10 protein-coding genes are annotated in these 15,475 nt (G+C 45.8%); 5 read left to right on the top strand and 5 right to left on the bottom strand.

The features are described 5' to 3' along the window. Nucleotides 1-16 precede the first annotated feature (16 nt). Genes NFHSH190041_RS12855 through dinG form a run of 5 tightly spaced genes read right to left on the bottom strand, consistent with a single transcriptional unit; the run spans nucleotide 17 to nucleotide 5,188 of the window. On the bottom strand, nucleotides 17-925 hold the full coding sequence (locus NFHSH190041_RS12855; protein WP_261922202.1) for a histone deacetylase: 909 nt from the start codon (nucleotides 923-925) through the stop codon (nucleotides 17-19). Then, nucleotides 925-1,626 (bottom strand): DUF2057 domain-containing protein, encoded by a 702-nt coding sequence (locus NFHSH190041_RS12850; RefSeq protein WP_261922201.1) that lies wholly within the window; start codon nucleotides 1,624-1,626, stop codon nucleotides 925-927. Before NFHSH190041_RS12850 ends, NFHSH190041_RS12855 begins: the two co-directional genes overlap by 1 nt. Before the next feature lie 9 nt (nucleotides 1,627-1,635). After that, nucleotides 1,636-2,298, bottom strand: coding sequence for a primosomal replication protein (locus NFHSH190041_RS12845; protein ID WP_261922200.1), 663 nt, complete (start codon nucleotides 2,296-2,298; stop codon nucleotides 1,636-1,638). Then, nucleotides 2,295-3,065: a sulfite exporter TauE/SafE family protein gene (locus tag NFHSH190041_RS12840; protein ID WP_261922199.1), complete on the bottom strand. Its 771-nt coding sequence runs from the start codon at nucleotides 3,063-3,065 to the stop codon at nucleotides 2,295-2,297. The genes NFHSH190041_RS12845 and NFHSH190041_RS12840 overlap by 4 nt, the downstream gene beginning before the upstream one ends. A 47-nt stretch (nucleotides 3,066-3,112) precedes the next feature. Then, complete coding sequence (gene dinG, locus NFHSH190041_RS12835; protein ID WP_261922198.1) at nucleotides 3,113-5,188, bottom strand: ATP-dependent DNA helicase DinG; 2,076 nt, start codon at nucleotides 5,186-5,188, stop codon at nucleotides 3,113-3,115. A gap of 283 nt (nucleotides 5,189-5,471) precedes the next feature. Here dinG and NFHSH190041_RS12830 point away from each other — a divergent pair, with 283 nt between their 5' ends. The 5 genes from NFHSH190041_RS12830 (at nucleotide 5,472) to NFHSH190041_RS12810 (ending at nucleotide 14,998) form a co-directional block, all read left to right on the top strand. Continuing rightward, nucleotides 5,472-6,101 (top strand): MarC family protein, encoded by a 630-nt coding sequence (locus tag NFHSH190041_RS12830; RefSeq protein ID WP_261922197.1) that lies wholly within the window; start codon nucleotides 5,472-5,474, stop codon nucleotides 6,099-6,101. A gap of 324 nt (nucleotides 6,102-6,425) precedes the next feature. After that, nucleotides 6,426-8,819, top strand: a complete 2,394-nt coding sequence (locus NFHSH190041_RS12825) for a DNA polymerase II (protein WP_261922196.1) — start codon at nucleotides 6,426-6,428, stop codon at nucleotides 8,817-8,819. Nucleotides 8,820-9,036: 217 nt separating this feature from the next. Continuing rightward, the gene (locus NFHSH190041_RS12820; RefSeq protein ID WP_261922195.1) at nucleotides 9,037-10,305 is read left to right on the top strand and encodes a porin; all 1,269 of its coding nucleotides are present in this window, start codon (nucleotides 9,037-9,039) and stop codon (nucleotides 10,303-10,305) included. Between the two features lie 650 nt (nucleotides 10,306-10,955). After that, nucleotides 10,956-13,778 carry a TonB-dependent receptor gene (locus NFHSH190041_RS12815; protein WP_261922194.1) on the top strand — a complete coding sequence of 941 codons (2,823 nt, stop codon included), beginning with the start codon at nucleotides 10,956-10,958 and terminating at the stop codon, nucleotides 13,776-13,778. A 144-nt stretch (nucleotides 13,779-13,922) separates the two neighbouring features. Next, nucleotides 13,923-14,998 (top strand): IS3 family transposase gene (locus NFHSH190041_RS12810; protein WP_261921823.1). Its coding sequence is split into 2 segments (ribosomal slippage): nucleotides 13,923-14,175 and nucleotides 14,175-14,998, totalling 1,077 coding nucleotides; the frame shifts between segments, so codons are not numbered across the junction. Nucleotides 14,999-15,475: the final 477 nt, after the last annotated feature.

Below are 15,475 nucleotides of genomic sequence, written 5' to 3'. Positions count from 1 at the left end.
ATATGAAATCTGATGGTTAACGGCCAAAGACATCGTTGGCGGCTAAAAATAACTGCAGGTGTCTTTGGGTTAAAGCTTGGAGATCTCGGCTATATCCTCCCCCAATCACGGCAGCAATGGGGATGTTAGCGCATTTAGCTGTGTGTAATACCCAGTGATCCCGCGCATAAATACCCGCCGTAGTCAGGTTGAGATAGCCAAGCTCATCATCCTGATGCACATCTACCCCAGCGTCATACAAGATAACATCGGGTTGATGGAGTCGGATTAAATAACCGACCACCTGACTGAGAGCCTCAAGATAATCAGTATCGTTACACCCCTTTGGCAGGGCAATGTCACAGTCGGAATCCGATTTCCGGGCTGGAAAGTTTTTTTCACAATGCAACGAGCACGTGATGATATCAGGGTGTAATTGCGCCAGAGTCGCACTGCCATCGCCTTGATGTACATCGCAGTCAATGATGAGTACCCGCTCTGTATCAGTAGTATCCAGCAGTTGTCTGGCGGCAAAAATCAGATCGTTGAAAATACAAAATCCACTGCCGAAATCGGCATGGGCATGGTGATAGCCCCCGGTTAGATGCAGGGCAATGCCTTGTTGCCAGGCAAGCTGCGCTGTCAGAGCGGTCCCGCCAAGGGCATAGCGGGTGCGCTGGACGAGCTCTTGACTCCAGGGCAGCCCAATACGGCGCTGTGTCGCAAGTGGCAGTTGATTGCGAAAAAAGTTGGCGACATAGTCCGGATGATGAATTGTGCACAGCGCTTGTTCGCTGACGGGAGTTGGTTGCAGGAAATCTGTCGCTGAGGCGTAACCTGTGCGGCAAAGGGTGTGATACAAGCTGCGATATTTACCGATGGGGAAGCGGTGTTTGGGTGGTAACGCCAGCTGCGAATAGCTGGCGTGGTAAACAAGCGGTAACATTAGAGCTGTTTAATCGCCCAGCTCATAAAGGCTTTCCGGGTCGGTTCATCAGCCTGTTGCCACCAATACTGCAACATTTGCTCAGCGTGTCCGGCATCTTGCGTTGTTGCTTTTGGCGCTTGCGGGCTCTGGCTTTCCAGGGTGCCGGCTGGGGATGCTTGATTTACATTTGCTGTCACAGCCGTTGTTTGCGGTTGTATTGTCACGGCAGGCAGTGTTGCCGCCGCTGCCGCTTCATTGATATTTACACCACTGTCATCCCCCATAAGCCGAGAGAGGAAATGGCTGTCTTTAATATCGGTATAGGTGACGTGGTAAGTAACAGGTGCGTTATTATTGCTTTGAAGGGTGATGTCCGGTTGTTTGGCAAATTGCTCTGGATACTTAACCTGACCTTGAGCGGGTGTTAATGCATACTGGCCGCTTTGAGTCGCTGTCAGGGTGATAATAAAGGGAGCTGATTTAATGAAGTTTTGGCTGTCACTATAGTCATCTTCGACCATATCGCTATAACGGATAGCGATTTTGTGTTCCCCTGGCGTGAGGTTCAGATCCGCTTTATGTTTAAACATACTGGACTTTATCACCTGACCATCTAACGCCAGATATTCAAAATTCATGGGAATGGTCAGGGTACCGGCCCAAGCTGATACAGGACCCAGCAGCCCCAGCAGGACGGCGGCAGGCAAAAAGGCTTTCATTGTTGCTCCTTAACGGTAATGATCTCGACGGGGGCGTTCAAACAGTTGGATCCGCTCCTCGATATAGCTGATGGCCTGCCGGCATTTTCCCAGTCGGCGGTGCATCGCCAAAATTTCATTTTGCAGCCTGATTTTCTCAGTAGCAGGACATTTTTCAAGCCCGAGTTGCATTTGTGCGATCTTTTGCTCGATTTTTTTCGCCCAATTGAGATGTTTGTTAAGTTCGTCATATAGCTGGTGGCTATTTTGCATCACTGACGAGGCGATCCAGCTAAAACCGGATTCTTGATGTCTGTGTTGTTGTCGCCGCTGCCAAGACACTTTTTTACTGGCTTGCGTTTGTTTGGCATCTTTCAGGTTCAGCCGTGTGGTACCGAGCGCGCGCATCAATGCGGTGAATCTGTCTTGGATCCGTTCACAACTGAGCATAATGGTGTCATTACATAGGTTGAGCTTTAATTGCCGCTCCAAATGATCAATATTGCGGGACAGCTGGGCAATACACGGCCCTAGCTTTCCGCCGGTCTGCTGGAAGAGCTCACTGTTAAAGCGCTCTAAATTCTGGATGAGTTTACTGTCCTGACGGGTAAGGTTTTGATCATGGCGCAGCACGTCTTGCTCAATATTTTTCAACTGATTACGCAGCTGCTGGATAAGTTTTTCATGTTTCACTGCCAGGCGCTCCAGGCCAGATTTGCGGCTATCAATACCACAATAATGGTAAATAAAGGTCGGATAAAGGGCAGACCATAACGTATGGCGACCCGTGCCCCAACTGCGGCGCCAGCCATCATGCATAATCCCATGAGTAATCCCGCGGGCAGGCTGACCAGCCCAAGGCTAAGAAATACTGTTAACGCGACGGCATTACTGGTAAAGGTCATCGCCCGAGCCAGACCACAGCTATAGAGTACTGGCATGCCGAACAGCCGGGTACCACAAACCATCCATAGCGCGCCTATGCCGGGGCCCGCAAAACCATCATAGCCACCCAGTAACAGCCCTGTCCCCCATTGCCGTGCCCGACTCGCCGCTTTGGGGGGGAAGGTTTGCTCTGTTCCCAGCACATTAGGACTGAGCAGGGTATAAATGGCCATCGCGATAATTAACAGTGGTAGAAAACGCGCCAGCCATGCTGCGCTCAGTACCGACACGGCAAGGCTACCGAACACTGCGCCGCAGAAACTGGCTATGGCGCAGTGATACCAGAATGCGGGGCGGAAAAAATGTTGTCGGTAATAGGTGAATGCGGACATCACAGAGCCAAAACTGGCAGCTAACTTATTTGTGCCCAACGCCAGTTGTGGCGGTAGCCCCAGTGTTAGCAGGGCGGGAATGGAGAGTAACCCGCCACCACCGACGACGGCATCAATAAAGCCGGCGACAAATCCCACCGCAATAATGATGGCGATACTGGCCGGATCGGTTAAAAATTCCAAAGCTGTCCTTTATATGCTTTATGCCGTCATCTGGTGATGTCAGTCGCTTATTCAATCACCCGGCGGTAAGGGGGCAGGGCATCGAGCAGTGATGCTCCATAGCGTTTGCTGATGAGCCGGCGATCTAAAATGGCTATCCGGCCATAGTCCTGTTCTTTGCGCAGTAATCTACCACAACTTTGGATAAGTTTGCGCGAGGCATCTGGAATTGTCAGCTGCAAAAACGGGTTACCGCCTTTGAGTTTGATATATTCCGAATGTGCTTGCTCGACCGGTGATGTTGGCACGGCAAAAGGGAGTTTGGTAATGATTAAATTGGTGAGATAATCCCCGGGTAAATCCAGACCTTCAGAAAAGCTGCCGGTACCAAAAATAATGGAATGCTGCCCATCGTCACAGCGCTGTTTATGTTTTTCCAGCAGTTGCTGGCGTGGGGCGGTGCCCTGCACCAATAGCGGCTGTTTTAGTTTGCCTTCTAGCAAGTCGACCACTTTTTCCATCTGCCAGTATGATGCAAACAGCACCAATGTTGCCGTTTCATCCTCGACCAGAGCCTTAATTTGTTCAGCCAGCTCGGCAGTATAACTGTCATCAGTTGGCTCTGTTCGCATTTTGGGCAGATAGAGGGTGGCATTATTTTCAAAATCAAACGGGGACTGCAGCGCCAGATAACGGCTGCCGTCATGCAAGGATAACCCCACCTGATGGGCAAAATGATCAAAACGGTTCAACGCCTGCAGGGTTGCACTACACAGTACAACGCCAGCCGCTTTTTCCCACAACATGGTTTCCAGCATGAAACCCACTTCAATGGGGGAAGCACAAAACAGGTAATCTTGCTGTTTGCCATTGGCCATTTGTTCAATCCAGCGCGCCATAGGCGCCCCTTTAGGATTGTCTTCTTTGGCCATCATTTTCCACAGCTTGGCCAGATTCTCCAGCCGCTGCAACATAAAACCTGTGTCGGCAGTCAAGCTGTCAGCCTGATGCTTGGGCAGCTCACCATCTTTAATCGCCTCAGCCAGTACCGACTGCATTTTATGGTAATGCTTCAGCGCTTGATTACTGCTGGTGGCTAAGTTTTCTGCTTGGCGTTTAATATGATCAGGCAGTTTGCCATGCTCAAAGCGCCAGCGGTTCTCTGGATTGGCAAAATTAGCCGCCTGATTGTCGCAGAACTGAGCCAGTTGGTTTAGCTGAGCTGCAGTATCGGCAATCTGATCCTGCAACTGCTGCACCGGGCTAATAATGTGGGTTGTTTTCAGCTGGCTTTGTATTTTAGCGCTGAGTTTGATGGTTTTTTCTAACCAGTCACTGGCGGCTCTGGCTGTGGCCTGGGCACTGGAAAAATCCCGCGCTACTATCGGCAAATGGTGCGCTTCATCAATGACATAAAACATGTCTTCCGGCTCGGGCAGAATAATACCGCCTCCCAGCTCGAGATCAGCAAATAGCAAACTGTGGTTGGCGATCAGTACATCCCAGTTATCGACATCTTCTCGGGCTTTATGGAACGGGCACTGGCGGTGACTGCTGTTCTGACGGTGACAGCTATGTTTATCACAAGCGATTTGCTGCCACAAGTGATCAGGAATTGGCGTTTTTAAGGTATCCAATTCACCATTCCAGCGGCCTTCATGGTAATCCTTTAGCAGGGTTTGCAGCAGCTCAACCTGACTTTGATCTGGCTTGGTCTGCCACATAGCCATTTGTACACCATTGTCACTGCCGATAAGCATTTCCAGTTTTGCTAAACAAACATAACGCTGGCGGCCTTTGACCAGACCGAATTTAAAATCCAGCCCGCTGTGTTGCAGGAAAAACGGCAAATCTTTATGTAGCAACTGCTCCTGCAGGGCCACCGTTGCCGTGGCAATACAGACTTTCTTTTTACTGGCCAATGCCAATGGAATTGTGCCAAGAATATAAGATAAGGATTTACCAATACCTGTTCCGGCTTCTACCACGATGATGCGCCGGTGTTTATCGTATTCCCCGGCCAGTGTTTTGGAAATTTCCGCCACCATATAGTTCTGTTCACGGCGGGAGCGGAAGTGAGGCAGTGCAGCAGCAATCTCTTTATAGATAGTGCGGATTTGGGTTTTGATTTTTTCCGGCAGCATGTAGTTTCTAACTGGTGATTAATGCTGTATAGAATAACAGTAAACCTAGGTGGCGGGAATCAGGTAAAGGTGCGCGGTCAGGCGTTTTTGCTGTCACATTGCAGATACAGCCATGGTGTATTGGTAATAGGTTAGACTGAAATGATTGGCTTTCAACTAGTTGGATATTGAGGGTGGCAGTGCCACACTGGTATTGGCATATCGCCGTGACGGCAGGGCAAATAGATTGTTGTGATGGTAACGATGGGTTGATGACCGAATTAAGACACGTGGAGGGGATAAGATGGATGGGCTTTGGCAACATGCTTTAACGGTATTTTTGGGTTTTTTCGCCATTATGAATCCGCTGCCCAATACAGTAGCCTTTGTCGGCCTGACTGCACAGCAATCCAAAGCGGAACAGCGAAAAACGGCGATTAAGGCGCTGTTGATTTCCCTTGCCATCGTTTGTGCTTTCTCCCTGCTGGGAAAAGGGATTTTTCATCTGTTTGGCATCAGTTTGCCAGCGCTGCGGATCACCGGTGGGGTCATTGTATTTATTATCGGTTACCACATGCTAAAAGGTGCCGGTAATACGCTACATAAAGGTGATGATTTACAGGCTGAGGATGTTAGCGTATCACCGCTCGCGGTTCCTTTACTGGCTGGTCCTGGTACTATTGCAACCGCAATGAATTTTAGTGCCGCGGACGGTTGGCCCCATATTCTAATCACGATTGTCATGTTTTCCCTGTTATGTCTGATCACCTTTTTTAGCTTTATATATGGTGAGTGTATTATTCGCCGGGTAGGGGATAACAGTTTAAATATTATTACCCGGCTGATGGGGCTGATTTTAGCGGTTATCGGCTGTCAGATGGTGATTCAGGGAGCAATGGAAGTGGTGAGCCAGTTTATACAAGCACATCCTTAAACCTAAGCTGCCATAGTCGCTAGCTGCATACCTCAAAAATATAAATAGTGCTTGGCAGGATATGCTCGGTGGTACTCGCTAAGCACGATAGCGATTAATCAATAAATACCAAAACGTTAAATTGTGCACCGTGTTCCACTTATGCACGGCTTGTTTCTTATGTTGATTTTGCAATACTCACTACACAAACCATTAATCAGAATAATGAGTGATAACGTCTTGGCTGGAATGATTGAGCCGATACTGCAATATTCCGGTAGATAACCGGTAAACCTCGGCATGATACACTGCTGCCCAGTGGTTATTACATGTGCTTAAGGTGCTATGCCTCAACTGAATTCATCCCTCCAGTTACTTTCTGCCCGCTTACTGACTCGGCACCGGGTTAATACGTCAACCGGCACAAGATTAAGATATTTTGTCTCTACCCCCAATGGGCCTGCGGTGCTGGATGTCATGGATGCTGATTATCTTTGTTTTTGTCATCAGCAGGATGAAGCTTTTTTTGCCGCCAGTGGTTTGCCACGTCGCACTAATGCGTTACCTCTTATCAGTTTCAGTAAAGAGCCGGTCAGTGCGCTGTATATCGCAGAATACAGTTCGCTGCGCAGTTTGATTCGCATGGCTGCTGATGCTGGAAAACCGCTATTCGAAACTGATACTAAGCCCCAAGACAGGTATCTGGCTGAGCGCTTTATTCAATTGGATTTTGAGGCGCAGGTATTGCCGCTGGGGCAGCTTGGATGTATGCCCCATTATCAATTACTCAAGGCACGGCCTGCAGACTTGGCTGTGCCGCTTCGTGCTGTGTCATTTGATGTAGAGTGTGCCCGTGATGGCACACTTTATAGTGCAGCTTTTTATAGTGATTGCCAACGGACAGTGCTAATGGTGGCTCCGGGGTGGGATAATACCTCGGAAAGTGGGGCAGAGATAAAGGCGCAGGATGGTCGCATCATGGCTGGCGAAGTGAGCTATTACCCAGATGAGGCTGCATTACTTGAGGGGATTGTCACTTGGTTTGCGCAATATGATCCGGACATTATTCTTGGTTGGGCGGTTGTCAGTTTTGATTTGGCTTTGTTGTGGCGGCGTGCTGCCCGTTATGACATGTCATTGCCATTGGGTCGTGGAGGACAATTACTGGGCTGGAAAGTGAAGGATACCTTCAGGCCTGAAACGTTAGATTTACCCGGTCGGGTAGTCTTGGATGGGATTGATTGGCTTAAGGCTGCTTTTTATCAATTTGACAGTTATGCCCTTGATGCAGTGGCGCGGGCGCTATTGGGGCAGGGCAAGGCTATTGAACAGCTAGATAACCGTGGCCAGGAAATTACGCAGCTGTTTTATCAGGATAAAGCGGCACTGGCCTATTACAACCTGATGGACTGCCGCTTGGTGTGGGATATCTTCCAAAAAACGGCGCTTCAGTCGTTTGCATTGGCAAGAGCCGGTATGACGGGACTGGCGTTGGGGCGGGTTGGTGCCTCAGTTGCCGCATTTATGCATCTTTATACCCCAAAATTACATCGGGCTGGCATGGTGGCGCCCGCTCCCAGTGTACTGGCGGAAGAAAGTCCGGGGGGATATGTCATGGATTCATTGCCTGGGCTGTATCGCAATATTGTGGTATTGGATTTTAAAAGTTTGTATCCCTCTATTATCCGGACATTCTTAATTGACCCCAAAGGATTGATTACCGGACTCGGTTTACCCCAGGAAGAAACTGTGGCGGGATTTAAGGGCGCTCGCTTCAGCCGTGATGAACCTATATTACCCGGATTGATTGCCACATTGGCGCAGCGGCGGGAGCAGGCAAAAGCGTTGCAGGATGCTTCTCTCTCTCAAGCCATTAAAATCCTGATGAACTCATTGTATGGGGTGTTGGGCTCGGCATCTTGTGTATTTCATGATGCCAGATTGGCCAGTTCAATCACGATGCGCGGGCATGAAATTATGAAACAGACCCGTCAATGGTTGGAGCAGGCGGGCTACCTTGTCATATATGGTGATACCGACTCCACATTTATTCATGTGGCTAAGCCGCCACAAGATATCGCTGCTTTAGGGCGACAATTGGCAGAGATGATTAATTGGCGTTGGCAGCAAAAACTGCAACAGGAATACCAGCTAACCAGCTTTCTTGAACTGGAGTTTGAGTGTCATTACCGCCAATTTTTTATGCCGACCCTGAAAGGGTCTGCTTTGGGCAGCAAAAAACGTTACGTGGGATTAAAAGCGACTGATGACAAGGATGAACTAATATTTAAAGGCATGGAGCAAGTTCGCAGTGACTGGAGCCCGTTAGCTAAACAGGTTCAACATGAATTATTTACCCGTTTATTCGCTGAGCAGGATATTGCCGGATATCTGCAGCAAGTATTAAGCGATCTTTATGACGGTAAGTTAGATCAGCTACTTATTTTCAGCAAAAAATTACGTCGCCCCTTAGCTGACTACAGCGCAAAATCTGCTCCCCATGTTAAAGCGGCGGCAATTGCCGCAGCAAAAAGTGGAGATGACGCTTGGTTACGACGGGGGGCTCGCATTGAATATATCATGACCCTTTCCGGCGCTGAGCCGGTACAATTCACTTCAGCCTCGCCTGATTATGACTACTACGCGCAAAAACAGCTGCAGTCCATCGCTGAGCCTATCCTGACTGTTCTGTCGTTAAATTACCACACCATCAGTTCATCCCAGCTTAAGTTAATCTAATGCTTTAATGGTTAAAAAGTGTTTTATTTTGGTTTTAATCTGGTTTTATTGGTTGAAAAAAAACGTTAAACCCGAATAAAAGTGATAACCAGCGCATACTTTTATCATTTGTATCTTTTGTATCAAACCTGTGTCTTGCTACCCTGCGTGCCGCCAAGGACAGAAATATAACAACGGAGTGAGGTAGCAGATTGAAAACACATAAGGTTAGGCACAGATGAACAAAACTATCATCGCAACTGCTCTTGCCGCGATCATCGCAGCGCCAGCAGCCTCCGCAGCAGTACAAGTTTACCAAGACAATACCAATCAGTTCACCTTCGGTGGTCAACTGGATGCCCGTTTAATTACTGACCAGAGCCTGAAGCACAGCCCTAACATGGTTAGCAAAGGTACACATGTTAGCTTTAACTTTGCTCATAAAATGTCTGATGGATGGACTGCATCTAGCGTGTTTGACTGGGGCTTTGATCCATTTGGTGGTAAAGGTTTCACCACCACACCTAAAGACCAACTGGATACTGGCGACAGCAAAATTAAGCTGACCAGCCGTCTGGGTTATGTTGCTTTGAGCAATGATATGTACGGTACAATCTCCTTTGGTAAGCAATGGGGTGTATGGTATGACGTTGTTTCTGGTACCGATAACGCTGTAATCTGGGGTGGCAGTGCAGATGGTGCTTATACCTTCAGCAACAATGGTGCGACTAACGGTGTAGGTCGTGCTGACCGTGTAATTCAATACCGTAACACCATTGGCGATTTCAGCTTTGCTGTACAAACACAGTTACAGCAAGATTCTGTTGATTTAACAGCTGTGAACATGGATGGTAATTTTGGTCCAGTTGCTCCGATGAATGTGACTGAGGCTGAAAGAAAGGATGAGAATCTGCTTAAAGCAGCTAAGAAGCAGTATGATAAATATCATCTGGCAACGATCGAATATAATAACACCTATGGTATGTCTGCATCTTACACGCTGATGAGTGATTTGCAGGTAGTTGTTGGTGGTAATATTGGCAAGTTTACTTCTACATACAAAGATAGCAGTATTGGTAAGTCACAACGTACAGATTATATCTATGGTCTAGGTATTAACTATGGCAACCTTTCTCACGAAGGTCTGTATGTTGCTGCTAACGTAAATAAAAACCAATGGCACCAAGCTGATGTTAATGGCAACATGTTGCCAGAAGCCGTAGGCGTAGAATTCTACACTGCATACAATCTGGGCAATGGCTTGCGTCCATATGCTGTATTTAACCACCTGCAATCTAATGAAGACTATGCTTCAAAAGCTGGTACTGTAGTTGAATCTAAGATGCAGTACGCTGCATTTGGTGTGGCTTACAGCTGGGATAAGAACATCTTTATGTACGCTGAGGGTAAAGTTGATTTCAGTGACTACAAGACTGTTAAAGATGGTAATGTTACCAAATCTGAAGGCAAAAATGGCTTCGGTGTTGGTATCCGCTACAAGTTCTAATTTACGATTAGTATCGTGAATACCAAGCCCTCTGCGATGCAGGGGGCTTTTGTTTTTAATATTAGTTAGAAATCATCCCAGCGATCTTCACCTCTCTTATCCTTCTCATCATTCGTACAGATTGTTGTCAATTATCTGCGCCAGTCGCAGACCGAACGTCTTTATCCACTATCTAACTAGACAACCATTAATGTCCAAAAATTGAATTTTTACTTCATCAATTAAGCCGGTTGAAGCCTCCTTATTACAGTAGAGATTTTATACTTAGCTATCTTTGTTAACAAATAGGTTGAAAGAGATGTGTTTTCGCATATTAGTGATGGTTGATATTGGGTTGCTGCTAGAGTTTTTTGTCAAAATTGAAAAAGCTAATAGCAAAAATAGAGTTTATTTAAATCAGATTAAAATCATGACTATATGCGTTGAAATAGGCGTAAATTCCGATTAAACGCATTTAGTCTGGTTTTATGCTGCATATATGCTGTTTTATTGGTTGGCATAGATATTTGCGCAAGCTGGAATATAAACCTTTATGTTGCAAAATTGTTTTTATTGTGATTAATTTCTCTCGCAATGACTTTAAATTCGATAACACAGGTATCGAATTTGGGGGTATAAAAACGATAAATAGTTGTCCAGGGAGATAGACAATGCATAGGAACATTCTTACTCAGTCAGTTCGGTTAGCCATATTTGGCGGCGCAGCATCAATAGCGCTTTCAATACCTATGACTGTAGCAGCAGAAGAAGTCGAGCGAATTGAAGTAACGGGTTCTTCGATTAAAAGAACCGATATGGAAGGCGCATTACCGCTAGATATCATCACTGCAGCTGATATTAAAAAGACCGGTGTTACCAGTGTGCCTGATTTAATTGCGACATTACCCTCTATGCAGGGGTTTATCGCTGAAGGGGAGTCCGTTGGTGGTGGTGGTGGTGGTATTCAAACAGCATCATTACGTGATTTAGGTTCTCAGTATACGTTGGTACTACTTAATGGACGCCGTATGGCTTCAGCAGATTCTGGTGGTACCGTAGATTTGAATTCAATTCCATTATCAGCCATTTCTCGTGTGGAAATTTTGAAAGATGGCGCATCTGCACTTTATGGCTCTGATGCAATTGCTGGCGTAGTGAACTTTATTTTAAAGAGTGATCTGCAGGAAACTACCGTCAGTGCTCGATATGACAAACCAAAAGACACTTCGAGTTCTAATTTCAGCTTAACCACAGGTTTTGGTGATTTAGGTGCTGATGGCTTTAATATTTTAGCGGCAATTAGCCATGATCAAAAAGATCGTTTGAGTTCTACCGATCGTGATTTTGCTAAGACAGGTTTTATCGAATTTGAGCATGCAGGGCAGAATTTAGTTGCTGTTTCAGGCTCAAGTAATGCGATTCCAGGTAATGCCTATGTTACGTATAATCAGCGTGATGAAAATGGTGCTTTAACTGGTAAAACAAAAACCTACTCTTTCAATCCATATAAAGAGCAAAATGGGCAGTGCCATACAACCAGTGCCCCGTCTGGTAATGCTTGTCAATTTGATTATACCAGTACGCTGGAAATTCAGCCTGAAAACAAAAGAACTAATGCATTTGTACAGGGATTATTGGAAATTAATGATGCGACAGAAGCTTATGCTACAGCATCTTGGGCAAAATTTGAGATGATTACTCGAATTGCTCCTTATCCAACCGGATTAATTCCATTACCGAATGATGCCGATGTCGTCAAAGATAATGTGCTGCCATATTTGCCTACTGCTTGGAAAGATAGTGATGGTGTTGAGCAAAATATCTTGGCGGATATGACTAAAGTTGCTGCTCGTTGGCGTGTGCTACCAGGTGGCAATCGGACGACAGAGTATGACACTACAACAACACACTTTGTAACCGGTTTACGTGGCGATATCGCACAGTGGTCATACGATGTGGCCTTAACCAAAGCCGATGCTAAACGTGATGAGAACCGTTTGACTGGTTATCCATTAGAAAAAGAGTTTATGGATCTAGCAAAATCAGGTGCAGTAAACATTTTTGCTTCACCTGAAGACTTATCCACTGAGCAAAAGCAGATGGTAAAAGATACCATGTTCAGTGGTAACTGGGAGACGACTAAGACCAGTATGTTTGCTGTAGAAGCGAAAGCGTCCGGAGAAGTATTTGAGATGCCCGCTGGCGGTGCGTATTTAGGCTTTGGTATGGATTACCGTAAGGCCTCATATGAGAGAACGATTTCTGCAGCAAATGCCGCTGAAGTTGTTTTATTTGAATCTGCAGGGGATGAGTTTGATCTTTCCCGCGATACTTATGGTGCTTTTGCAGAGTTAGTTGTGCCTGTTATTGAGGATTTAGAAGTTACTGCCGCATTGCGTTATGACAATATCGGTGAGGTAACAGACTCCAGAAGGACAGGTAATCAAACTGTAAATAGTAGCGATAGTGATGTCACTTATAAGTTGAGTACGTCTTATCGTCCTAATGAGCAGTGGTTATTACGTGCATCTTATGGTACTGGGTTTAAAGCACCAACAATGCGTCAGATTGCTGAGCCGCGTATTGAGTATGGTGTGACATCCGTTGCTTATGATTGCCCTGCAAACCTGTCTGCAGATAAGAGTCAATATTGTTATTCAGATAAGCTGCAGTACGATGTTTACCGTCAGGGTAATGAAGACTTGAAGTCTGAGACATCAGAGCAATTTACTGCCGGTTTTGTATGGGCAGGAGATAACGATATTAGTTTCAGCGCCGATTACTGGCAGATTGATATGGAAAATCAGGTTCGTCGTTTGACACAGAATCAGATTTTCAATAACGCCGATCTTTACGGACATTTATTTGTAACCCGTGAAGATCCTGGTACCGGTGATACTGTACTGGCAATTGTTCAGAAAGCGGACAATGTTGGTAAAAGTAAAGCGGCAGGTATTGATTGGCAGTTGAATATGACCAATGAATTTGATGTTGGTACATTGAAAACCAGTCTGGTCGGTACTTATATGATTGAAAATAAGAGCCTGAAAGTGGGTACTGATAATGTTTGGGATAGCAGTCTGGGACGTGTAGGACCTAATGAAGCTGTGACATTCCGTAATATTATCGCTTTCTATAACTCATTTACTCATGGTGGTTTCACTCATAACCTGAATGTGAATTGGAAAAGCGGATACCATGATGCCCCTGCCAGCAGTAGTTTTACTGTTTATGAAGCAAAAGATGGTGGCTGGGGAGATAAGGTTGATGCAAGCCTGATTCAAAAATATGTTAAGCCATATTACACCATTGATTATCGTTTGAATTACAGCTGGCAAGAGTCTCTGGATGTTGCTTTGGGTGTGAAGAATTTGCTTGATGAACAGCCTCCGTTGACTTTCAATGGCGCGGCTGGCCATCAGGTAGGTTATGACCCTCGTTATGCTGATCCATATGGTAGAACCTTCTATCTACAAGTTGATTACACTTTCTAAAAAGTCGTAATACAGAGTAATTGAGTAAGCGCATCGGTTTTACCGATGCGCTTTTTTTATCGATAACTAGGCCGGTAGTCCCCCCTAAAAATAACAGCAGCCAAAAGTAGAATTTTCTCGTAAGGTAAACGCAGGAGATTCGACATGAAAACATCGCGATACACGGACAGTCAGATAATCAACATCCTCAAGCAAGCTGAAGCAGGAGCACCCGTTCCAGAGCTTTGTCGTGAGCATGGCATGAGCAGTGCGACCTTTTACAAATGGCGGGCAAAATACAGTGGGATGGATGCGTCACTCATGGCGCGTATGAAAGAACTTGAAGACGAAAACCGACGGCTCAAGAAAATGTATGCTGAAGAACGTCTCAAAGCCGAAATTATTCAGGAAGCCATGGCAAAAAAGTGGTGAAGCCCAGTGAGCGACGCGTGCTTGCTCAGCAGTCTGTGGCGGCTTCAGACATCAGTATTCGAATGGCATGTCGCATTTTCAGCGTCAGTGAGACTTGCTACCGCTACCAATCAGTCCTGCGAGACGAAAATGCAGACATTGCCAATTGGCTTATTCAGCTGACGACAGATGAAAATGACTGGGGCTTTGGTCTGTGCTTTGATTACCTGCGCAATGTGAAGGACAAAACATGGAACCACAAACGTGTGTATCGTATTTATTGCGAGCTAGCGTTAAACCTGCGTATTCGTCCTAAACGACGGCTAAAACGCCATGCTCCAGAGCCGTTAAAAGAACCCGTGCGGCCGAATCAAGTATGGTCCGTCGATTTCATGCATGACCAGTTGGCTGATGGTCGCAGCTACCGTTTATTTAATGTGATTGATGATTATCATCGTGAAGGCTTGGCGATTGAAGCGGGACTGTCACTGCCAGCACTAAGGGTTATCCGAACTCTTAATCAACTCTTGGAACAACGCCCTAAACCTTCCATTATCCGTTGTGATAATGGGCCTGAATTCATTAGCGGTGAGTTTGTTAATTGGGCCAAGCAACATAACATTCGGATTGAATATATTCAGCCAGGTAAACCTCAGCAGAACGCCTATATCGAGCGACACAACAAAACGATTCGATACAGTTGGGTGAGCAAGCATCTATTCGATTCAATTGAGGAGGTACAAGACTATGCGACAAAGTGGCTATGGTTTTACAATCATGAACGACCACACAAAGCCAATAACGGCAGGCCACCACTGATGGCTGCTTAATCTCTACTTTTAATGGCGGTTAAAAAAGGGAGGACTACCGGCCCGTTGACCACTCTACAGCGTTATCGGTTATCAGATAGCGCAATGACATTTCAAAATCTCTTTCTTGCATAAAGAATCCATAATGTGCTGCAAAAATAAGCATGTAAGCTTAGCGAGTGCAAACTAATCAATAGCAACATATGAATATTGGGAAATTAAGGCTCTATTAAGTCAAAAAATCTAATGTCTGCGAAGGCTGTGATCATTCAGAGTATCTGAATGACACATTATTAAAACTAAAGCACATTTACGTTTTCGTATCTCTTGCAACAAATTGATCACCGGTTTAACTGTTTTGTTTATGTTTTTATCATTTGTTGCGATATGTGTGACTTGATACTCCTTTACACAGTTTTTAAGATAAGAAATGTACTAGTTAACATTTGGTTTGTTAGTGATTGTTTTTTTGTTTGTTTGTTTTTTGATTTTGAGGGT

The organism is Shewanella sp. NFH-SH190041 (assembly GCF_024363255.1).
Lineage (GTDB): Bacteria > Pseudomonadota > Gammaproteobacteria > Enterobacterales > Shewanellaceae > Shewanella.
The sequence above is the reverse complement of the archived record's forward strand: the minus strand, read 5'-3'. Positions and strand labels throughout refer to the sequence as shown.

Excerpts from the sequence above, each read along its gene's own strand:
- NFHSH190041_RS12855 (WP_261922202.1), bottom strand. The coding sequence starts at position 925 with ATGTTACCGCTTGTTTACCACGCCAGCTATTCGCAGCTGGCGTTACCA.
- NFHSH190041_RS12850 (WP_261922201.1), bottom strand. The coding sequence starts at position 1,626 with ATGAAAGCCTTTTTGCCTGCCGCCGTCCTGCTGGGGCTGCTGGGTCCT.
- dinG (WP_261922198.1), bottom strand. The coding sequence starts at position 5,188 with ATGCTGCCGGAAAAAATCAAAACCCAAATCCGCACTATCTATAAAGAG.
- NFHSH190041_RS12830 (WP_261922197.1), top strand. The coding sequence starts at position 5,472 with ATGGATGGGCTTTGGCAACATGCTTTAACGGTATTTTTGGGTTTTTTC.
- NFHSH190041_RS12825 (WP_261922196.1), top strand. The coding sequence starts at position 6,426 with ATGCCTCAACTGAATTCATCCCTCCAGTTACTTTCTGCCCGCTTACTG.
- NFHSH190041_RS12820 (WP_261922195.1), top strand. The coding sequence starts at position 9,037 with ATGAACAAAACTATCATCGCAACTGCTCTTGCCGCGATCATCGCAGCG.
- NFHSH190041_RS12815 (WP_261922194.1), top strand. The coding sequence starts at position 10,956 with ATGCATAGGAACATTCTTACTCAGTCAGTTCGGTTAGCCATATTTGGC.